This window comes from Paenibacillus sp. M2 (assembly GCF_046713495.1).
GTDB lineage: Bacteria > Bacillota > Bacilli > Paenibacillales > Paenibacillaceae > Paenibacillus > Paenibacillus amylolyticus_B.
Genome location: NZ_CP169648.1, coordinates 4455346 through 4475615, shown reverse-complemented (window position 1 = coordinate 4475615; position 20270 = coordinate 4455346). Strand labels below are relative to the sequence as shown.

Annotated in this window: 31 protein-coding genes; 27 read left to right on the top strand and 4 right to left on the bottom strand. The window is 46.5% G+C overall.

Annotation, left to right across the window (positions count from 1 at the left end):
• Nucleotides 1-64: 64 nt before the first annotated feature.
• From ACETMN_RS20190 to ACETMN_RS20115, 16 genes are all read left to right on the top strand, one after another.
• Nucleotides 65-655: a phage scaffolding protein gene (locus ACETMN_RS20190; RefSeq protein ID WP_411735013.1), complete on the top strand. Its 591-nt coding sequence runs from the start codon at nucleotides 65-67 to the stop codon at nucleotides 653-655.
• Between the two features lie 17 nt (nucleotides 656-672).
• Nucleotides 673-1626, top strand: a complete 954-nt coding sequence (locus ACETMN_RS20185) for a major capsid protein (RefSeq protein ID WP_124113862.1) — start codon at nucleotides 673-675, stop codon at nucleotides 1624-1626.
• A 12-nt stretch (nucleotides 1627-1638) separates the two neighbouring features.
• Nucleotides 1639-1953: a hypothetical protein gene (locus tag ACETMN_RS20180; protein WP_411735012.1), complete on the top strand. Its 315-nt coding sequence runs from the start codon at nucleotides 1639-1641 to the stop codon at nucleotides 1951-1953.
• Nucleotides 1922-2323, top strand: a complete 402-nt coding sequence (locus ACETMN_RS20175; protein WP_411735011.1) for a hypothetical protein — start codon at nucleotides 1922-1924, stop codon at nucleotides 2321-2323. The genes ACETMN_RS20180 and ACETMN_RS20175 overlap by 32 nt, the downstream gene beginning before the upstream one ends.
• Nucleotides 2323-2649 (top strand): hypothetical protein, encoded by a 327-nt coding sequence (locus tag ACETMN_RS20170; RefSeq protein ID WP_411735010.1) that lies wholly within the window; start codon nucleotides 2323-2325, stop codon nucleotides 2647-2649. The genes ACETMN_RS20175 and ACETMN_RS20170 overlap by 1 nt, the downstream gene beginning before the upstream one ends.
• Nucleotides 2649-3038, top strand: a complete 390-nt coding sequence (locus ACETMN_RS20165) for a hypothetical protein (protein ID WP_340388490.1) — start codon at nucleotides 2649-2651, stop codon at nucleotides 3036-3038. Before ACETMN_RS20170 ends, ACETMN_RS20165 begins: the two co-directional genes overlap by 1 nt.
• Complete coding sequence (locus tag ACETMN_RS20160; protein WP_340388492.1) at nucleotides 3035-3424, top strand: minor capsid protein; 390 nt, start codon at nucleotides 3035-3037, stop codon at nucleotides 3422-3424. Before ACETMN_RS20165 ends, ACETMN_RS20160 begins: the two co-directional genes overlap by 4 nt.
• A 9-nt stretch (nucleotides 3425-3433) precedes the next feature.
• Complete coding sequence (locus tag ACETMN_RS20155; RefSeq protein ID WP_105597972.1) at nucleotides 3434-3886, top strand: phage tail tube protein; 453 nt, start codon at nucleotides 3434-3436, stop codon at nucleotides 3884-3886.
• A 24-nt stretch (nucleotides 3887-3910) separates the two neighbouring features.
• Entirely contained in the window at nucleotides 3911-4222 is a 312-nt protein-coding gene (locus tag ACETMN_RS20150) for a hypothetical protein (protein WP_105597973.1), read from the top strand.
• Nucleotides 4191-4556, top strand: a complete 366-nt coding sequence (locus tag ACETMN_RS20145; protein WP_411735009.1) for a Gp15 family bacteriophage protein — start codon at nucleotides 4191-4193, stop codon at nucleotides 4554-4556. Before ACETMN_RS20150 ends, ACETMN_RS20145 begins: the two co-directional genes overlap by 32 nt.
• Nucleotides 4557-7574, top strand: a complete 3018-nt coding sequence (locus tag ACETMN_RS20140) for a hypothetical protein (protein WP_411735008.1) — start codon at nucleotides 4557-4559, stop codon at nucleotides 7572-7574. It abuts the gene before it with no gap.
• Nucleotides 7575-7586: 12 nt separating this feature from the next.
• Nucleotides 7587-7946: a DUF6711 family protein gene (locus tag ACETMN_RS20135; protein ID WP_285074761.1), complete on the top strand. Its 360-nt coding sequence runs from the start codon at nucleotides 7587-7589 to the stop codon at nucleotides 7944-7946.
• Nucleotides 7947-7950: 4 nt separating this feature from the next.
• Nucleotides 7951-10005, top strand: a complete 2055-nt coding sequence (locus tag ACETMN_RS20130; RefSeq protein WP_411735007.1) for a hypothetical protein — start codon at nucleotides 7951-7953, stop codon at nucleotides 10003-10005.
• Between the two features lie 42 nt (nucleotides 10006-10047).
• Nucleotides 10048-10611 carry a stalk domain-containing protein gene (locus ACETMN_RS20125; protein WP_411735006.1) on the top strand — a complete coding sequence of 188 codons (564 nt, stop codon included), beginning with the start codon at nucleotides 10048-10050 and terminating at the stop codon, nucleotides 10609-10611.
• A gap of 64 nt (nucleotides 10612-10675) precedes the next feature.
• Nucleotides 10676-10834: a hypothetical protein gene (locus ACETMN_RS20120; protein ID WP_411735005.1), complete on the top strand. Its 159-nt coding sequence runs from the start codon at nucleotides 10676-10678 to the stop codon at nucleotides 10832-10834.
• 28 nt (nucleotides 10835-10862) lie between these two features.
• The gene (locus ACETMN_RS20115; protein ID WP_411735004.1) at nucleotides 10863-11126 is read left to right on the top strand and encodes a hypothetical protein; all 264 of its coding nucleotides are present in this window, start codon (nucleotides 10863-10865) and stop codon (nucleotides 11124-11126) included.
• Here the strand turns inward: ACETMN_RS20115 and ACETMN_RS20110 are convergent.
• The gene (locus tag ACETMN_RS20110; RefSeq protein ID WP_411735003.1) at nucleotides 11104-11268 is read right to left on the bottom strand and encodes a hypothetical protein; all 165 of its coding nucleotides are present in this window, start codon (nucleotides 11266-11268) and stop codon (nucleotides 11104-11106) included. The genes ACETMN_RS20115 and ACETMN_RS20110 overlap by 23 nt on opposite strands.
• Nucleotides 11269-11355: 87 nt before the next feature.
• Here ACETMN_RS20110 and ACETMN_RS20105 point away from each other — a divergent pair, with 87 nt between their 5' ends.
• The 7 genes from ACETMN_RS20105 to ACETMN_RS20075 all read left to right on the top strand — a co-directional run bounded on the left by ACETMN_RS20105 (nucleotide 11356) and on the right by ACETMN_RS20075 (nucleotide 15315).
• Entirely contained in the window at nucleotides 11356-11574 is a 219-nt protein-coding gene (locus ACETMN_RS20105; protein WP_411735002.1) for a hypothetical protein, read from the top strand.
• On the top strand, nucleotides 11528-13246 hold the full coding sequence (locus ACETMN_RS20100; RefSeq protein WP_411735001.1) for a pyocin knob domain-containing protein: 1719 nt from the start codon (nucleotides 11528-11530) through the stop codon (nucleotides 13244-13246). The genes ACETMN_RS20105 and ACETMN_RS20100 overlap by 47 nt, the downstream gene beginning before the upstream one ends.
• A gap of 3 nt (nucleotides 13247-13249) precedes the next feature.
• On the top strand, nucleotides 13250-13654 hold the full coding sequence (locus ACETMN_RS20095; RefSeq protein WP_411735000.1) for a hypothetical protein: 405 nt from the start codon (nucleotides 13250-13252) through the stop codon (nucleotides 13652-13654).
• A 47-nt stretch (nucleotides 13655-13701) separates the two neighbouring features.
• On the top strand, nucleotides 13702-13833 hold the full coding sequence (locus ACETMN_RS20090; protein ID WP_336759451.1) for a hypothetical protein: 132 nt from the start codon (nucleotides 13702-13704) through the stop codon (nucleotides 13831-13833).
• 91 nt (nucleotides 13834-13924) lie between these two features.
• Nucleotides 13925-14320 carry a hypothetical protein gene (locus ACETMN_RS20085; RefSeq protein WP_411734999.1) on the top strand — a complete coding sequence of 132 codons (396 nt, stop codon included), beginning with the start codon at nucleotides 13925-13927 and terminating at the stop codon, nucleotides 14318-14320.
• A 1-nt stretch (nucleotide 14321) separates the two neighbouring features.
• On the top strand, nucleotides 14322-14594 hold the full coding sequence (locus tag ACETMN_RS20080; RefSeq protein WP_411734998.1) for a phage holin family protein: 273 nt from the start codon (nucleotides 14322-14324) through the stop codon (nucleotides 14592-14594).
• Nucleotides 14587-15315, top strand: a complete 729-nt coding sequence (locus ACETMN_RS20075) for an N-acetylmuramoyl-L-alanine amidase (RefSeq protein ID WP_411734997.1) — start codon at nucleotides 14587-14589, stop codon at nucleotides 15313-15315. Before ACETMN_RS20080 ends, ACETMN_RS20075 begins: the two co-directional genes overlap by 8 nt.
• 65 nt (nucleotides 15316-15380) lie before the next feature.
• On the opposite strand, the gene ACETMN_RS20070 is transcribed toward ACETMN_RS20075, so the two are convergent.
• From ACETMN_RS20070 to ACETMN_RS20060, 3 genes are read right to left on the bottom strand one after another with little or no spacing between them, the layout of a single operon-like run.
• Nucleotides 15381-15626 carry a hypothetical protein gene (locus ACETMN_RS20070; protein WP_411734996.1) on the bottom strand — a complete coding sequence of 82 codons (246 nt, stop codon included), beginning with the start codon at nucleotides 15624-15626 and terminating at the stop codon, nucleotides 15381-15383.
• 17 nt (nucleotides 15627-15643) lie between these two features.
• The gene (locus ACETMN_RS20065; protein ID WP_411734995.1) at nucleotides 15644-15847 is read right to left on the bottom strand and encodes a hypothetical protein; all 204 of its coding nucleotides are present in this window, start codon (nucleotides 15845-15847) and stop codon (nucleotides 15644-15646) included.
• Nucleotides 15848-15859: 12 nt separating this feature from the next.
• A complete protein-coding gene (locus tag ACETMN_RS20060; RefSeq protein ID WP_411734994.1) occupies nucleotides 15860-16363 on the bottom strand; it encodes an Ltp family lipoprotein in 504 nt (167 codons plus the stop codon).
• Nucleotides 16364-16674: 311 nt separating this feature from the next.
• Between ACETMN_RS20060 and ACETMN_RS20055 the strand changes: the two genes are divergently transcribed.
• The 4 genes from ACETMN_RS20055 to leuD all read left to right on the top strand — a co-directional run bounded on the left by ACETMN_RS20055 (nucleotide 16675) and on the right by leuD (nucleotide 20254).
• On the top strand, nucleotides 16675-17028 hold the full coding sequence (locus ACETMN_RS20055) for a helix-turn-helix domain-containing protein (RefSeq protein ID WP_411734993.1): 354 nt from the start codon (nucleotides 16675-16677) through the stop codon (nucleotides 17026-17028).
• A gap of 71 nt (nucleotides 17029-17099) precedes the next feature.
• A complete protein-coding gene (locus ACETMN_RS20050; RefSeq protein ID WP_411734992.1) occupies nucleotides 17100-17837 on the top strand; it encodes a hypothetical protein in 738 nt (245 codons plus the stop codon).
• 361 nt (nucleotides 17838-18198) lie between these two features.
• Nucleotides 18199-19620, top strand: a complete 1422-nt coding sequence (gene leuC / locus ACETMN_RS20045; protein WP_036607575.1) for a 3-isopropylmalate dehydratase large subunit — start codon at nucleotides 18199-18201, stop codon at nucleotides 19618-19620.
• A 31-nt stretch (nucleotides 19621-19651) separates the two neighbouring features.
• The gene (gene leuD, locus ACETMN_RS20040) at nucleotides 19652-20254 is read left to right on the top strand and encodes a 3-isopropylmalate dehydratase small subunit (RefSeq protein ID WP_036607574.1); all 603 of its coding nucleotides are present in this window, start codon (nucleotides 19652-19654) and stop codon (nucleotides 20252-20254) included.
• The last annotated feature ends 16 nt before the right edge of the window (nucleotides 20255-20270 follow it).

Here is a 20270-nt window from a genome sequence, read left to right as displayed (position 1 = left end):
GAGCATCACGGTCCGCTCCCTTAGCTGGAGAGCAGCTATACAAATCTATGGAGGCTGACGACAAATGGATTGGCTTAGAGAACTGTTGAAACAAGCAGGTTGGGAAGATGCGAAGATTGATGCATTTATTGGGGACGTAAATAAGGAATTACCGAAGCACTTTGTACCTAAATCGCAGTACAACGAGTTATCCGAGACTAGGAAGAAACTAGAGAAGGACGTTGCAGATCGCGACAAGCAGATTGATGACCTGGGCAAAACTGCAGGACTGTCTGAGGATCTGAAACAACAGATCGAGACGCTGAAAACCGAGAATCAGACAGCCAAGACACAATATGAATCCGATCTGAAGGAAGTCAAGATCAGCAACGCCATTACGGCTGCATTAACCGGTAAGGTTCATAACGAGAAAGTTGTAACAGGGCTGATCGATAAGACGAAGCTGGTTCTTGGAGACGATGGCAAGATTGTTGGTTTGGATGAGCAGCTGACAGGCTTGAAGACATCCGATGCTTATTTGTTCAAGCCTGAAGAAGGGCAGGGCCAGCAACAACAGCAGCAACCAGGCATTAAAGTAGGAGCCGGCAAAACCGAACCACCTGCAGGCGGACAGCTCTCCCTGGGAGATGCTATTGCCGCACACTTTACAAAATAGAACAGGAGCTGATTTGAATGGCAGTAACATTGGCAGAAGCAAAGAAAAACGTACAGGATGCAATTACACTTGGGGTGATTGACGAATTCCGGAAGAATAACTTCCTGCTGGAAAACCTCACCTTTGACGATGCAGTTTCCCCAACAGGTGGCGGCGCTACACTGACATACGGTTATACACGTTTGATCACACAGCCTACCGCGCAGTTCCGTGAAATTAATAAAGAGTACACTCCACATGAGGTATCCAAACAACGGCACACCGTTGACCTGAAGGTGTTCGGTGGTACGTTCCAGATTGACCGAGTTATCGCTAACATGGGTGGTATCGTAAGCGAGGTTACGTTGCAAATGGCGCAGAAGGTCAAAGCTGCTCAGGCACTGTTTAATGATACCGTGATTAACGGTGATTCTGCAGTAGAGGCATTGGCGTTTGATGGTCTAGACAAAGCACTGGCAGGCTCCAGCACTGAGTATCTACCGTCTACGCCTATTGATCTGTCCACCTCTGCTGCTGTTGATGCCAACTACAAGGTGTTTTTGGATCAACTGGACGAATTCCTGATGGGCTTAGATGGACCGCCTTCCGCAATTATGGGCAATCTCAAAATGATTGCTCGGATTAGAGCTGTAGCCCGTCGATCCGGATCATATACGACAACCCGCGATGAATTTGGCCGTCAAGTTGAGAAGTACAATGAGATTCCATTAATCGATCTTGGGGCGAAGTCTGGATCTAACGAGGACGTGGTTGGTACGGATGCCAATGGTGAAACCAGCATCTACATCCCGCGTTTAGGTTTGGATGGCTTCCACGGCGTTTCCATGGCAGGCGTAGCACCTGTACAAACGTGGCTGCCTGATTACAGCACGTCAGGTGCAGTTAAGACAGGTGAAGTCGAGATGGTGGCAGCTGTGGCGTTAAAAGCGACCAAAGCGGCTGGCGTTATGCGTAATATTAAAGTTTCCTAGGAGGGATATTTCATGGCTAAAGTAATTGCACCAAATAAGGAATACACAGGGCTGTCCGCAGGTATCCCCTTTGCAAATGGCGTAGGTGAGACGGACAACGAGCATTTGCTGCAGTGGTTTGAGGGGAAGGGATACACGGTGGATCGATCGGAACCGGATACGGATCCGCAGACAGATGAGATTGCAAAGGCTGCTGAGCTTGAGAAGAGAGAGGCAGAGAAACGGTTGAAGGCTCTGCGTAAGAAAGCAACGGATATCGGGATCGAGGGTGCAGCAGAGAAAGACGCTGAAACACTTGAAGCCGAGATCGAAGCTGCAGGGAAGTGATCCTATGGCTTATGCCACAGCTGATGAGTATGAACTGTATGGAGACGGCATGATTCCGGCTGAGGACTTGAATAAGGCTCTTAGTCGGGCATCCGACCAAATAGACAGCCTGACTTATAATCGCATCGTGCAACGTAGCCTGGACGGCCTGACAGCCTTTCAGCGTGGGAACGTGGTTAAGGCAGTATGCCAACAAGCTGATTTCCAGTTCCAATATGGGGATTACTTGGACTTCCCACTCTCTGGATACTCCGCGGGCAGCGTCAGCGTATCATTTAAGGCCGTTGAAGGTGCTGGTGGAGTTAAGACTACCGAAGGTGTTACAAACCTGCTGAGAGCCACAGGGTTGATGAATAGGGGGCTATGTTGATGCGGGGTAAGTTTCCGTTTCCACATTGGATATTGAAGACACCTGTTCAGGTGTTTCGTACCAAACTGTCAGAAGATGGGGAGCCTGTCGAGGAATTAATCTTTGACGGGCTCGTTTGCTATGACGAGAAGATGCGCCAGAAGTTGGATAAGGAGCGCCGTTTGGTTACGTTGTCCGGCAAGGTGATTCTTCGTGGCGATATATTGCCTGGAGAACTGATTGAGGGTTTTGTCCGGGTTGGCGGTACTGATCGGATTATATTCAGCGCTTCACGGCCGCAGCATCCAGACGGCAGCGTCTTTTCTACGGAATTGGAGCTGAGCTGATGGTTAAAGTGAAAGTGACGATGGATCCCAGGGCAATGCGTGACATCGCAAATGCACCATTGAAAGCACTGGAGCAAGTCGCCAACGGGAAAGCAGAGAGTATTCTGACCGAGATTGCCAATGCTCAGGTCGTGCCAAAGCAAACAGGTGAGCTGGAACGCAGTGCATGGGTAGATACTACAGGGCTCAAAAAGGGCAAGGTCAAGATTGTGTATGACACGCCATATGCACGCCGCCTTTACTGGCACCCAGAATACAACTTCCGTAGGGATAAGAACGCTAACGCCCAAGGGTTGTGGCTGGAAGCTTGGCAACAGGAACAGAAGGGCTGGATACGTAAGACGTTTGAAAAGCTGGTCAAGAAGTTTGGGGGTGGATTCATCAAATGATGCTTTCCGAAATCCGCGACTGGATGAAAACGCAGATCGATTCCCCAAATTGGTACATTAGCAAGATTGATGGGAAAAAGGAACAGTCCATTGGGATTTACAACCTGAACACTGGACAACCTTACATTGCCATCGGAGGGTTGGATAACACCAGCTATGCCAGCAAGTCCATATCCATCCTGGTTCATTGGAGTAAAAACGCAGATACAGCGGAGCGTAAGGCCCATGAGGTCTATGCTGCGCTATTTGGTCGTTCTGATGGCGAGATAGCAGGGCACCGTGTCATTGCCTTTGAGATGCGGACACCGTGGCCTATTGATGTGGGCACGGATGATGCAGGGATTTACGAGTATGTGATTGAGACAACGATTTATTACGAGAGGTAGGGGAATGGAATGCCGACAACAGGCGTATTTCCGGTTCATAACAATATTTTCAAAGTAGGTATTAAGGGCCGCGTTTCCACAGATTCAGACATGAAAACGATCAAGGATCTGGAGAATTTCGCGCCAGCCATTGATGGTAATACGGAAGAGTGGAGTTCGATGGACCAAGGGGGCTGGACAAGACGGGCGGTAACAGGCAAGTCGTTGTCCTTTAGTTTCAGCGGGAAGCGGAACTATGGCGATCCAGGTAATGACTACGTTGCGGGTCTGATGCTTGGTACAGGTCAACAGGTCGAAACCATCTTCGAATGGACCATGCCATCCGGCGCGAAGCTGACCATGGATTGTGTCATTAACTTGACCACACCAGCAGGTGGTGATTCGACGAACATTGACGGTCTGGAGTTCGAGCTACTATCTGACGGTAAGCCAGAATTTGAACCTGCACCAACCACACCATAATCATAAACCAAGGGGGATTTATCCATGTCAAAAGTTATTAATATCACAGACAAGTTTTCTACAGAACTGCCGTCCATTCAGATCGGTGAAAAGCTGTATCCGGTCAACAACGGTATTTCAGCCATGATGGCGTTTGAAGAAGCGGCAACAGGCGGCTTGACTGGTATTTTGAAAGCCTTGGAAGGCGCATTTGGCAAAAAGGCATATAAGGAAATGGATGTCGAGGGCATGAGCATGGGAAATATCATGGTTTTGGCATCGGCGGTTCTTGCGGCAATGATGAACATTACCTATGAGGAAGCGAATGCGCGATTTCAGCGGGAAGTCCAGTCCTGACGGCTGGTATGACCTGTACGAAGATTGGGAACTGATTGAATCCAGTTTTGCCAAGCAGTACGGCATCCGTATTCGGCAGCAAGGAGATATGCCGTGGGAAGAGTTTTGTACATTGGTCGGGGGCCTTATGCCAGATACACCGCTGGGAAGCATTGTATCGATCCGTGCAGAGCAAGACCCCAAGACCATTAAGGGATTCAACACAGATCAGCGCCGTATCTATAACGAGTGGCGAAAACGGCAGGCAGTCAAACAGTTGGACGACCCTGTTGAGTTGGATCAGCAGATGAAGAATCTGGAAGCCGCAATGGCTCGGGCCTTTGGGGGTGAGTAGATGTCAAGTGCAGGCCACGTAGATTTAGACTTGGGCTTGAACTACGGAGCCTTTCAACAGCAGCTCAACGGTATCTCCAGTACCGCTACCAACCTGGTGGGCGGGGCCTTCAAGAAACTGGGCGGGATCGTTGCCGCAGCCTTTGCTGTCAATAGCTTAAAAGAGTTTGGTAAGGAAGCCATTAACCTGGCATCCGACTTGGCCGAGGTCCAGAACGTGGTTAACGTCACGTTCGGATCAATGACCAATCAAATTAACAACTGGTCATCGAACCTGATCGAATCGTTCGGTCTGTCCGAGTTGTCCGGTAAAAGATATGCATCCACTATGGGTGCCATGCTCAAGTCTTCAGGTATTACAGGAGAAGCCATGAAACAGATGTCTGTCAAGTTGACGGAATTGTCTGCTGACATGGCTTCTTTTTATAACATCACGAATGACGAAGCGTATTACAAAGTGTTCTCCGGTATGGTCGGTGAGACTGAGCCGCTGAAGCAATTGGGCGTAAACATGTCCGTGGTCAATATGGAAGCCTACGCCATGTCACAGGGCATCACAAAGTCCTGGTTGTCCATGACCCAATCTGAACAGGCCATGCTTCGGTATGGCTATTTGTTACAAGTAACGGCCGATGCTCAGGGTGACTTTGCCCGTAACGGTCAGAGCTGGGCAAACCAAGTCCGCATGATGTCGGAACAGTGGAACATCTTCAAGGGCACAATGGGTGCGGGGTTCATTAACATTCTGACGCCAATCCTGAAAGGGCTCAACTGGATCATAGCCAAGCTGCAAGTTGCAGCAGCCTATTTCAAGGCATTTACGGAACTGGTCTTTGGTGACGCCGTGAACGCTGGTGGTGCCGGAATGACGGTGGCTACGGATGCGATGGGCGGCATGGGTGATGCAGCAGCGGCCGCAGCTCCTGCCGTGGAGGATACAGGGAAAGCGGCTGAGAAGGCAGGTAAGAAGGCCAAGAAGGCCGGAAAAGACATGAAGGGCAGTTTGGCCGGATTCGATCAGCTCAATACACTGGCACAATCCGCATCGTCCGCTCTGGATGATGCTGGATCAAAGGCTAAGGGCGCAGGCGCTGGAATAGGCGGTCTGGGTGCAATGGCTGGGTTTGGCGACCTGGACTTGGGCACACCTTCGATTGAGATCGATCCGATCAAGCAGCAAGTGGCAGCGTTCTTGGAAGACATCAAATCGCGGTTCTCTCAAGCCTGGGCGTATGTCTCTTCGGGCTGGGGCGAAATGCGGCCGGCACTGCAACCGTTCATTGATATGATGGTGCCTATTCGTCAATCGGTATCCAATATGGGCAAGACGTTTTTGGACCTGAAAGACAAGGTACTTGTTCCGGTGGCGAAGTACATTTTGGGTGACTTCATTCCGGCCATCGTCACAGGCTTTGTTAAATCGTTTGCTCCTGTCATTGCGAAGCAGATCGTATGGACATTTGATTTCCTTGACCGGACATTCCGGAATTCTACGGATCAAGCCATTAAGCTGTGGGAAAACGTTTGGTTACCGAGTCTGGAGAAGGTGAAGAACGCCTTTGTTACCAATATGCCGTTAATCGCGGCAGCCCTGCAAAGCCTACTGGATGGCACATTGAACCCGTTCACGGATTTCATGATGAATGACTTTGCTATCCCGGTATCTACGGTGCTTGCTGAGACGCTGGTACCCATTTTCACAGATACACTGGTCTGGGCAATTGACACATTCACCAAAACGTTCACGAATGCAGTCAACCATATCAACGATCTATGGGACAGCACGCTGAATCCGGCGATGGAGAAGTTCAGGGATTTGTTCTTGGACATCATTCCGCAGATCGGGAAATCATTTTCTGACTTGCTGAATGGTACGTTAAAGCCGTTTGTGGATTATGCCTTGAATGACTTCATTATCCCGATTGCCGCGAAGATCGTTGATACACTGGTACCCGTGTTTACAGACACGTTGGTTTGGGCTTTCAAAGAAGCAGCTAACACGTTTGAATTTGCTGTCAAAATGATCAATGACATTTACAACACTGTGTTGAAACCCGTGTTTGATTTGATCAAGAAAATTGTCTTGGACACGCTCCAGATCGTTAAGGACCTATGGAATAAGTATGGGAAGGATATCCTTGACAAGATATCTGAGATGATGGAGAACACGCGAAAGCTGTTCCAAAAGCTATGGGACGATGTACTGAAACCGATCATAGAGCCTTTCTTGAAGAAGCTGAATGAAATCTGGGACGGTACGTTGAAGGGGATCATTAAGCAAGTGGGCGAGGTTGTCATGAAGCTGGTAGCGGCAGCGCTGGATATCTATAACAAGTTCATTGTGCCATTAATCAGCTACATTATAGACAAGCTGGCTCCGAGCTTTACCAAGGGGTTCAATATCGTATTGAACATTGTCACAACGGTCATCGAGAGTGTAGGCGGGATCATCAAAGGGCTGCTGAAAACACTTGGCGGCGTCATTGATTTTGTTGCAGGCGTATTTACGGGTGACTGGAAGAAGGCATGGACCGGAGTTAAGGACATCTTTGGCGGCATATTTGATTCCTTGTACAGCTTGGTCAAAGCACCGCTGAATATGATCATTGACGGTATCAACAAAGTCATTGAAGGATTTAACAGCTTGAGCGTAAGCATTCCAGAATTCGAGATTTTCGGAAATAAAGTAGGAGGCGGCAGTGTTGGCCTTCCGAAGCTTCCGAAAATACCAAAGCTGGCGAAAGGCGGTTTGGCCTATGGTCCAACGCTTGCCATGGTCGGGGATAACCGTGGCGCTTCCGTTGACCCCGAAGTCGTATCCCCGTTGTCCAAGCTTCAAGACATGATCAGCGGAAATAATCAGCCTATGGTGGAAGTGCTTTTGCTGATCTTGGATGCCCTGCGGAACAATGACAAACAGACTGTCATACAGCTCAGCGGTACGGAGCTGGGGCGGGCTACCGTAGCCGCTATAAATGACATCACAAGGCGTCAAGGCCGTTCACCATTAACGACATAGGAGGGATGCAGATTGGAAATCAAAATTAATGGTCAAGAGATTGCCGCTTATCCCTCCACGTACCAGGTGACGGTACTTGACTTGGATGATGCTAATTCATCCGTGCGTACTGCAAACGGAACCTTGAACCGGGACAGGATAGCGGTCAAACGGCAGATAGACATGACTTGGGGGATGCTGACCTGGGCAGAAATGTCCTCCATCCTTCAATCCATGTCCAATGTGTTTTTTGACTGCACTTATCCAGATCCCATGACAGGGAAGCATGAAACCAAACGGATGTATGTCGGTAATCGGCCTGCACCGTTCAGTGTGATGAGTGGCGGCGTTATGTACTGGAATGGACTCAAATTGACGTTGACAGAGAGGTGATCAGATGTTTCCTATATCGCCGCTCTACACGGATTATTTAAGACGACCGGACAGGGAATTTATCGTTAAAGCCCTGGTACAGTCAGAGGAATATGATAGCAGCAAAATTGTGGACTTTAGTATTGAAAATAGCTTGAGCCTGAACGATGGCTTTGAGATCGGGACGGCCATTCCAAGCAAACTTACGATCAGGTTGCGAACGAATGAAGTCATCCCGGCAAATGCGCGAATCGTGCCGTACCTTTCCTTATCTATGGCGGGTATGACTTGGCTACAAGCGCAGTACCCATGGCAGGATATGCACGTGTCTTGGACAGGTGACGGGACAGACTGGCTACCGCTGGGAGAGTTCTTCGTTGATGGCAGGGAGAAAGTGAATGATGTCTGGACATTTACCTGTTATGACAAGCTGGTTTTTGCGGATGTCGCTTACATATCATCCTTGACGTATCCGACTACGCAACGTGCTGTGTTCAATGAGATTTGCAACCGGCTGGGATGGACGTATGACAGCAGTGTGGCGATCAATCCAGCGTATCAGATACAGGCAGGGCCAGCGGGGTACAGTATGCGTCAGGTGCTGTCCTATATCGCTTCTGCAAATAGCGCCAGTATCTACATCGACAAGGCGGGTACCGTGAAATTCAAACGGTTCACGGCTGCTGATACTCCGGTGTTTGATATGACCACGGCTGATTACGTACAGGTGAAGCAAACCAATCCAGTGAAGACATACACCAGGGTTGTGGTCACCTACAACACGGAAGATGAATTGCAGTACGAAGCCGGGGCGGGTGATGATAACCATACGCTGTTTGTGGAAAATCCCTTTGCTACACAGGCGGTCACAAACGGCCTTCTAGCATCGTTGAATGGGTTCTCCTATCTGCCACTCACAATGGACGCGAGGGGCTTCCCGCAGCTAGAACAGGGTGACGTCATCGGGTTTGAACAACAGGAAGGCACAACTTGGGACGAGACGGTATCGACATGGCAGGATACACACATTCCGTGGGACGGCATCATGCGATACAAGACGGTCATTCTCCATCAAGTGTTCAACTTTGCTGGTGGTCTACGGATGACGCTGGAAGCACCTTCTGTGTCAGAGCAACAGAGTGAATTTGTGGTGGATGGTACGTTAACAACCGCTGTCAATAAGCTGAACAAGGAAGCTGTGAAGGAAGGTAAGTCCTATTACGGGGCAACTATTACCAGGACTGATGGCCTGACCATAGAACGTGAGGACCATGCCAGTAAGGTGATTCTGAACAGTGATAAGATGTCGTTCCAGGCTGATGGTCAAGATGCAATCTATTTTGATATCCCAAGCAGGCGTTATAAGTTTAACGGGACGCTAGAAGCTACGGATGGGGTCTTTACCGGAACACTTCAAGGTGTTGACGGAACGTTCACGGGAAGGCTTCAAGCAGCCAGTGGGACATTTACGGGTAATCTGCAAGCAGCAGGTGGGACCTTTACCGGAACGCTGGTCGGGGCGGACGGGACATTCTCAGGTACACTTCAAGCAGCCACGATAAACGGGGGTACCATCAACGGTTCGACCATCATCGGATCGGTACTGAAAACAGCGAACAGTGGCAGGCGCATTGAGATTGATTCGTCTGGTTTCCGGTCTTATGATTCCAATGGGCGCAATCGTGTACAGATTGCCACTTCAACTGATTCTACGGTTGCTGCAGTAGTATGGAGAGATACCAACGGGTCGTCTGTGGGGGAAATCAACTCTTATGAATCTAGCGGGCAACTCACAGTATTCAGCAATAATCTATGGCTTGGTTCCAACAGTAACGGGAATCCAATTCGCTTACAGGGCGCTGTTACTTTTGGAGGAACGGCTACATTCAGACCTGGATTTGTATACGGGATTGGAATGGCGGATATTACAGGCTTACAAGCAGAAATTCAATCCATCTGGACAGCACTTGCAGGAAAAGCTTCTAATAATCATACACACTCCGTTACTTTGCCAACTCACAACCACGGGCTTGCTAATGCTGCAAATTGGGGGGGAACCTTCACAACTTCAACTCCGTAATGTATCATAATAGGAAAATAGCACCAATACGGAGGTAGAGTCATGAAAAAGTTTGCACATAAAGTTGCGTATATTGCTGGTGGTATCATTATCGGCGTGGTTTTTTCGACATCAGCAGGGGCATTTGCGGATACAGTTAAGAGCATGGTGGGAAAAAAGGTGACTGGAGAATACACAGTCATTGTGGATGGGGAAAAATTGTCGGACAAGGGAGCAGTTATTGACTCTCGGGCAAATGTTCCGGCGCGTGCCTTGTCTGACGCTCTAGGAGCTGACGTAACAGTGAGTGGAAAAACGATAACAATAACTTCTAATACGGAAACATCTAACTCAGAAGTATCGACAGTAGTTGATGCTAATAACAAATACATGGGGCAATCAAAATCAAGTCTTGAAGAGTCAAGAAAAACCATTCAAGAAAAAGTTCTTGATACAGCAGTTTCAGAACGTGCAAAAGTGGCTGCAACTCTTGAGGAATTGAAAAACACTGGAGACAAAAACGCAATAGCATTGGCAGAAAAAAGGCTTGCTGAGTATGACACTATGGTTACTGACGGTCAAAAAGAACTTGCGTTAATTGACGCAGCTCTTGCTGCTGCTAAATAAAATATTCCAAACGAGAGTCCATATGCATGGGCTCTTTTTTGTTGCCCAAAAAGGAGTAAACGGCATGGAAGAACAGCGATTGCGTGAGATGATCCGCGAGGAATTGATTGCCCATGACGAACGGACCAAAGCTGAGGTTATCACGATCCGGGTCAATGATCAGATGAAAGCAACCATGCTTGAGGTTCTCAAAAATATGAATCATCAACAATTAAAACTTTAATCCAAAATAAATGAAATGAGGGATTTACATGAGATCAACAGAAGGAACAAAGGTACTTGCAGGAGAGGTTATCGTTCCTCTCAAGATTGAGTTTGTGGAGGGATCAGAGTTGCCTTTCACGGAGCTGATTAGGAAGGTGATTCGTGAGGAATTAGCCGCTCACGAGGAACGGCTAAAAGGTGAACCGGAAGTAATTAGTCCAAGGGAAACCTTGCGTACATGGAAGCCACTTGACGAGAAAGCTTTACAGGAAGCCCTTCAAAATGGGTTTAATCCTGATGTTTACCGTTAACGGCATCGATAAGTTTGTTACAGGTTTTGTTAAATAGCTCTAAAAACTGAGCTTCCGTCAGAGTAGAAACGTCATGTTTCTTTTCGATATAAAACAAAGCTAAGCGATCTATACGTTCTTGGAACTCTTTTGATGGAAACATTTATTTTAAACCTCCCTTCTAAGTTGTTAGGCGTACCGTCCTAATCATTCGACAAAAAGGGAGGTTTTTCCTTTGGAGGTGTAATTTTTGAAAGTGAAAAAAGTATTAGAACTGTCCGTGGACGTGACTGACATTTTCCGTGAGTGTCCATTGGTGATTCGGGCCATGTTGGAGACGTTACCCACGCTGGATTCTCAGGTGGCATTCCTTCGGACGATTCAAGCGGACGTTGATACATTACTGAAAGGAGTTGTTACGGATGGCCAACAGGTACACGAACCTAATCGGATCGAGAAAGATCAGTGAGGATTTTAATAACATCAACATTGGTTTTGACCGTGTTCAGGCTGAGATGGATACCAAAGGTACACCGCAGGATGCACAGACAAAAGCCGATGCCGCCAAACAGGCTGCCATAGATGCGGCTGCCGCTGCCCTGACATCCCATAAACAACGTGGAGCCGATGAGCATCCCACAGCAAAAGGGAATGCAGCGGGGTTCATGAGTGCGGCTGACAAGCTCAAATCTGATGCCAGCACCAGTGCGGTAACACCTGACACTCTCATGCAACGGGACGCAGCAGGCCGCGCCAAGGTGACGGCTCCGGTAGCGGCAGATGACATTGCCCGGAAGGCAGAGACGGACGCCGTACAAACCAATCTGGAAAGCCATGCAGCGGATACGGATATTCACGTTACTGCTGATGACCATGCCAAGTTGGATGGTATTGCTGAAGGTGCAGAGGTTAATCAAAATGTATTCAGCAAGGTGAATGATGTGGAAGCTTCCAGCAAGTCCGATACTCTGCAATTGACAGGCGGTACCGGGATCACTGTTACAACTGATCCGGCCACTAAACGGGTAATTGTGACATCCACAGGAACCGCCACTCCTGGTGCCCATGCATCATCCCACGTTACTGGTGGGTCTGACGTGATTCCTGATGCCGTGACAGACGGAGCCAGTGGCCTAATGAGCGGCGTGGATGCTAAGTTTGTCCGTCAGGATGGAGAGACAAAGGTAGGCGCACAGGCAAAGGCGGACACAGCCAAGCAGACTGCAATAGATGCAAGTTTGCCGCGTACAGGCGGTGCTTTGACTGGACCACTTCGTATCAGCAGTTGGGGCGAGATCAGCGCCAGCACAGGCGGTTATGTGCTGTATGGTCATAACTGTTATCTGGATGCTACTGGTGTGGTATACCGTTACCGCAGTACCCATGCAACGATGGGCGCTCGGGGTATTGTGTTTCGGCTGGGAGCAGGACTACAAGGGGCTTGGATGTTTGATATGGGCGCGATTGCTACGACAGCAGGGGCAGCCTTTACGCCGACACTCAAGCGTATGCTCAATATGGATGACTTTACTGAAATTCTCGCAAAGACTGTATCGAAAGAAAACGGATATGCTTCCGATGCAAATAATGTTGATCCTGGATTTCATTTTTTAAGAGCTGACTCTACTAATTCTCCAGATGGAGACTGGGCCACTATGCTAAATGTCGGGGGAGCGATCACAGGGCGAGATTTCCAGATAGCGCAGACTTGGAATGTGGAAAGACTTCCTTATACAATCCGGAGAAAGAAGGGGACGGATTGGTCATCGTGGGAGCGATTATTAACCCAACCGTTCAATAATACTTGGGTAGACTTACCTTTGCTAAACAATTGGGTGCCATATGACACGTCAACTTATCGTGTAGGCGTAATGAGATATGCAGACGGATTGACCATTATCTCGGGCACCGTTAAAAACGGGATTAACTCAGGAATCCTGGGGAACATCGGCGGGGTAGCGTTGTTGCCGAAAAAGGTAGTTATAGGAAACTATTACAGTCGGAACAGTGACAGCACTATCCATGCTAGTGGAGTGCTTGAGCTGTTTGCAAATGGGGATATCCGTTTTGGGATTGGTCAACCTGCGCAAAATGGTGCTCTGCAATTTGTTATTGTCTATAACGAGAGGGAGGTAATATAACATATGACAGCCGTACAGGTAGACGCACAGGGGGTATTCCTGCGTTTTATTGCAGCGCCTGAAGGTGATTCTTTTGTCGTCAAGAATGACGAGGGTTACGTAATTTGTGTGCCGTTTCCAGATGGATTCAGAAAGTTCGTTACGGATAAAAAAGCTTTTAGATTTGACGTAGATGCTTACTTGACTATGGACAATCCCGAAGCTTCTGAGTGTGTGCATTTGTGGGACGAAAACTTTACAGATGTCGAAATTGATGAGCTGACCAAACCGCAGCCAGAAGAACCGTCTGATTTGGAGAAGTTGAAGCAGGAAAACATTTTGCTGAAAGCTCAGAACGCCGCTTTGACTGAACGAGCTGACTTCATTGAGGATGTCATTGCCGAAATGGCAGCTCAGGTCTACCAGTGATCTGGAGATTACTTATATGGCTTTTCTGGAAAGGGGGTGACACAACTATGATGGCTATGTTTTTTGCTCAACGTGTAATCCTGGGTAAAACTGAGTACAAAGCGGTACCCACGACACTGCAACCTGACGTGAAAGAGATCCTGACCGATAGCGGTTTGGAGTTTCTGATTACTGAGTAACAGGCGTTCCCATGTGGAGCGCTATTTTTGTGCCCTCTGGAGTGGTCAGGGGGCTTTTCCATATATTCAGATAGAGACGGGGGATTGGCGTATGGAAGCCATACCAGGAGGTGTGAATGACATGCAGGTGCAGGATGTAAATACGATTGTGGATTTGAAGGTTCAACTGGCCCGGATTGAAGAAGCCTTAAAACCTTTGGCGGCTTTGGCTCCAGGTGTAGCAGAGGTTAGAGAGATTTCCAAAGAAGCCTTGCAGACAGCACAGCAAACGGCTTTGAGACTCGTTGAACTTGAAGCAGAATTGAAGAAGACAACCGATGTAGCCCATGAAGCCAAGCGCAATGCGGCCGATGCTCTGACACGTTTAAATAAGCATGACGAGGATCAAAAGTGGCTAAAGCGTACCGTGTATGGTGCGGCATTAACTGGCATAACAGGGCTGATTGTAGCGGCTGTATGGGCCGGAATTAAGTTAGGGGGAATGTAGTGTGGAATGGGACATTATTCAAGGGTTGATTGATGGCCGGCTGCTGATCGTATTGGCAGCCTGCTGGGTGATCGGGTATGTATTGAAGTCAACGCCGAAGGTACAGGATTGGACTATCATTTATATCGTTTCTGGTGTAGCTATTGTATTTTCTATCCTGATGCTTGGTCTGAGTGTGGAGAGCGTGGTACAGGGCGTTCTAGTGGGCGCTGTGGCGGTTTACGGGAATCAGTTGGTAAAGCAGACGAAAAAGGGAGCTGGTACAGATGTTTAAAGTAGAGGTCGACGCGGGTCACGGAGGTAAGGACCCAGGCGGTTCGGGAAACAGTGTGTTGGAAAAAGATATTGCTCTAAAGGTGTCACTCGGCATCAAGGAACGCCTGGAAGCTGATTACGAGAATGTACAGGTGCTGTTGACCAGATCCACGGACGTATTCTTGGAACTGAAGGAGCGGACAAGTAAAGCCAATTCTGCTGGTGCTGACATCCTGGTATCCATCCATTGCAACGCTGGTGGCGGCAAGGGCGGGTTTGAGTCCTTCCGTTATACTTCTGCTTCCCAGGATAGCATCAAGTTGCAGGACGCTTTGCACAAGGCAATCATGGGCAAGATCGGCGGTATAGATCGGGGGCAGAAAACCAAAAACCTCCACATGGTCCGTGAATCCAAGATGCCTGCCGTATTGACGGAAAATCTGTTTGTTGATGTTGCGGCGGATGCGGATCGTCTTAAGCAGTCCAGTGTGATCAATGCAATTATTGATGGGCACGTTCAAGGAATTGCGAATTATTTGGGATTGAATAAAAAGACGAAGGAGGACAAGCCAGTGACACAAAATCGAGACATTAACGTTCCAAGCAAGTGGGCTGAGTCGGCATGGAATGATTTAACATCCAAAGGATACTTCGATGGCAGCAGACCAGGAGCGCCAATTACACGTGAGGAAATGGCGATAGTCCTGAACCGGCTTCTTAACAACATTGCTCAAAAATAATCCCAAGCGATTGGGAATACAAAAGGCCCAACGTGTATTTATTCGTTGGGCCTTAAAGTTACAAATTATTGCTTTTCCTTTATGAATAAAGAAAAAATATGGAAAGCATCTTCGTCCGACATACCAACAAAAACCTGACACTTAGGTTCGCCTTCTTGATCCGCGCCTTCTGTTTCTTCATCCTGACTTAATTCAAATTCTTCTTTACTGTTCCAAAACTCATGGGCATGTGCCTTTACCTCAGAGGCTAGATCAGAGTCACAGCGAACTAGTAACTTCCCCTCGTGTTCTTTCAAAATTGTTTTTTTCAATGTAAGTAGCACCTCAGTTATTTGAATAGTTTTTTTATCACGCTGAATATATCAAACGTTGTTTTTCGGTAGACCTTATTATAGATAGCTCGTTTCGGATTTCGGAGCCATCCATAACCACGTGGCATTTTTAGTCCGGACCGATGTATGATTTGACGCTTGATACTGGTCCTGGCTGACAGGCGCTTCTTAAGCGATGGCTTCCGGAATCCGAATTTCATAATGAACCTCCGTTATTTCAAATTATCAATTGCGTATTGTGCTTCTTCCTTCGTGAATTTCTCGCCGTATTCAGAGGTCAACTGATCGTAGATACCTGAATCTGACATATTCATGCTTTCTGCATAATTTTGCGCTGATTTAAGTGCGTTCTCTTTCCAGTCAACCTGAATGTTATCAATAGCATATTGAGCAGCTTCTTTATCGAACTTCTCTCCGTACTCAGATGTTAATTGTTCATAAATTCCCTTCTTTGACATGTGCATAATCTCAGCATATGTTTGTGCCGATTTCAAGGCTGCTTTATGTTCCCTAGGAACACTATTTGCTTCAGCTTCCTTTTTAGCTAATTCCGCAGCCGCAGCTTCATCTTTTGCTTTCTGATCCTCAGCAGCTTTTTTGTCGGTTTCAGCTTTCTTTTTTTCAGCCTCGGTTTGTTCTGTAGATTCTGTTTCTACTTTAGGCTGCGCTGCTACTTCGGATGCTGTCGCATTAGGTTTGGCTTCCTTATCGCCCATATTACCAATTAATCCGATAACGACTATGATTCCAAGCCAAAACCACCACTTCTTATAAATCGGTTTCTTTTCCAGGGTCTTTCCTCCTATGTATTAAGATAAAGTTAGTCTATCAGACCTAGGAAAATGTTTCTAGATTTATTTCAAACAATTTACAAAACTGTCGAAACAGGTTACTACACAACTGTAAACCGAAAGCATCGGTGAAAGGGGTACTGCTAGCATTGGGCTGGCAGTGCCCTTTTTTAGTATAAATTATTTCTAAAGGGTTAAAATGATAACTGAACTGAACAATAAAGGATGTAGGATACATGGAAGATACAGATCAATTTTTAAGCGAGCTAATGGAATTGATAAATAGATACATTGACGAGAAAGTAGATATAAGATTCAGAGAGAAGATATTGCAGACTGATAAAAATAATGAAGATGAAAGGAAGGAAAAGAAATCGAGTAAAGGGACAATTCTCAATGAATTACCAGAAATCCTGAGTGCTCAGAACATTGCGGATTATCTAAGTATTTCACGTCCTAGGGTTTATGAGTTGTTTCAAATAAAGAATTCTAGTGGGGGAATCCCAAATTTCTCGATAGGAGCAACTAGACGGGTAGTTAAAATAGATTTTATAAATTGGATAGAGAAGTTGAAAGCAGAGTCGTTATAAGAATCTAACATTCACGATTCGCACAAAATTAAATAACAAAAAAACATAATAAACTAGGAGGATTATGCGTAATGGAATATACGCTACGTGAAACTGATATATTCGATCCAACTCTCGCTGATAAGTTTTATGATATGATTAAGGACGATCTAGGGCTCTTCGAGGATGATAAGTATTATAACTTCACTGTAAGTTTCCACGTAGATTCAAACGAGAATTTATCGAGCTTTATGGAGTTCAAATTACCTCCTCCAGAAATCAAAATTAACATAAAGAATAGGGACTATGAGAAGGAAAAAAAATATGATGTATTAGGTTTTCAATTGAAAGAACTTGAAAGCGTCTTAATTAAGAATAAGATTGATTTTCATATGTCCACGATTCAAGGTGAACAGTTAGAATTCACAAATAACATTAAGATACTGATATTAGAAAATGAGCCAGAGAACCAAATTGCGAAGAATGGTATGAAGAAGAAACTATTTATAAGTCGTTCAATCATGCCTAGTAGACCGTACACAACAGGTTTGATCAATGATTATCGTGCGAAAAGGATGAATGAACTGTATCATAAATTCTTCACTATGATAGGAGATAAAAAAATCATTTCGGAAATCTTAGAGATAGAAGAAACGCAAGACGATAAACTCCTTTTTAAAGCTTTCATTGATGAATACGGGGAATTATGGTGGACTTCACGTGAAAGAGAGGAAGAGTTAGTAAATAAACTGAAAAGCAGAGGCGTGGAAGTTCTACAAAAATATATAGATGAAGAGCAAAGACAAATTGATGATTTAACTAAATATTGATTTGATGACACAACCAATCGCATAAGAAAAAATCCCATTGTATTAGATATGGGATTTTTTCTTATGCAGTTCTGTCCCTACTACAGGGAACATATTTGGGGACGGATTGGGGACCAATTGTACATTAAAGTACAAGTTTTCACCTTACACCTCCGCAATTCCTAAGGTATTAAACCCCTATAGACCAATATTTGTACATATTTGCCCCAAACCACCCTATAGGATAAAGCTATTACATCTATAGATATTATATCTTGGAACAATGAAGGACAGGATGATATATTTATGTCATTCAAGAGCTTCACTTTTTAAAGAAAACAGAGGCTCTTCCAAGGACCGAACTTATAATGAGGTGAAAATGATGAGTAAAAAAACGATGTTTGAGAAAATTTGGGAAAATCACGTAATTCATCAAGAAGAAGGCAAACCAAGCATTCTGTATATCGATCTGCATCTGGTGCACGAAGTAACTTCTCCACAGGCATTTGAAGGTCTTCGTCTGAGCGGACGTAAAGTTCGTCGCCCGGAACTGACATTTGCAACAATGGACCACAACGTTCCAACGAAAGACCGTTTCAACATCACAGATCCTATCTCCAAACAACAAATTGATACACTTTCGCAAAACTGTCGTGATTTCGGCGTGAAATTGTATGATCTGGACACGATTGATCAAGGCGTTGTACACGTTATGGGACCTGAACTGGGTCTGACTCACCCGGGTAAAACGATTGTATGTGGTGACAGTCATACGTCCACACACGGTGCGTTTGGCGCACTGGCATTCGGAATCGGAACAAGTGAAGTTGAGCACGTTATGGCAACTCAATGTTTGCAACAAGCAAAAGCCAAAACAATGGAAGTTCGTTTTGTCGGCAAACGTAACCCGGGTGTAACCGCGAAGGATATGATCCTCGCAGTCATTGCCAAATACGGTACAGACTTTGCAACAGGTTATGTTATTGAGTACACAGGTGAGTCCATCCGTGAGTTGAGCATGGAAGAGCGTATGACGGTCTGCAACATGTCCATCGAAGGTGGAGCAAGAGCAGGATTGATCGCTCCGGATGAAACAACATTTGAATATCTGCGTGGACGTGAATACGTACCAGCGGATGCCAAATTCGATGAAGCTGTTGAAGGTTGGAAACAGCTTGTAACCGATGAAGGTGCCGAGTTCGACCATGTGGTTGAAATCGATGTGGAGACATTGATTCCGCAAGTAACTTGGGGAACAAGCCCTGGCATGGGAACCGACATTTCTTCGAAAGTTCCTGTTCCGGCTGAATTGCCTACAGAAAACGAACGCAAAGCGGCTGAAAAAGCGCTTGAATATATGGGACTTGAACCGGGAACACCAATCGCCGAGATTCCAATTGACTATGTATTTATCGGTTCTTGCACCAATGGTCGGATCGAAGATCTGCGTGCAGCAGCACAAGTGGCTAAAGGTCACACGGTATCCAGTCAGGTTACAGCAATTGTTGTACCAGGCTCAGGACGTGTTAAAATTCAGGCTGAACAAGAAGGTTTGGATAAAATCTTTACGGAAGCCGGATTTGAATGGCGTGATGCGGGATGCAGCATGTGTCTAGCGATGAACCCGGATGTATTGAAGCCAGGTCAACGTTGTGCTTCGACGTCCAACCGTAACTTTGAAGGACGCCAAGGACGCGGAGGACGTACGCATCTGGTATCTCCGGCAATGGCAGCAGCAGCAGCGGTTAAGGGTCACTTTGTGGACGTACGGGATTGGAATTTCAAAACAGAAGCAGCGATCTAATCTATAACAGACAGAAGGGAGAACGTTTAATATGGAAGAATTTAAAACATTACAAGGCATCGTTGCACCGGTAGACCGGGTCAATGTAGATACAGACGCAATCATTCCGAAACAGTTCCTGAAACGGATTGAACGTACCGGATTTGGACAATTTTTGTTCTATGAATGGCGTTTTGATGAAGAGGGCAACAATAATGCTTCCTTCGAAATGAATAAACCTCGTTATGAAGGGGCATCCATCCTGATCTCACGTGCCAATTTTGGCTGTGGATCATCCCGTGAGCATGCGCCATGGGCGATTTTGGACTATGGATTCCGTTGTGTGATCGCTCCATCTTATGCAGACATTTTCTATAATAACTGCTTTAAGAACGGAATCTTGCCAATCAAGCTATCAGAAGAGCAAGTTGAAGACTTGTTCCAACGTACAGCGACACATGAAGGCTATGAGATGAATGTAAATCTGGAAAACAAAACGATTACTGATGCATACGGACTGCATATCGATTTTGATCTGGATGAGCATCGTCGTCAATTCCTGTTGCAAGGATTGGACGATATCGGTTTGACTCTTCAACATGATGATGAGATCGCTGCTTACGAACAACGCCATGCGGCAAAACTGTTCGGTTAATCGTTAAAGTATCGTA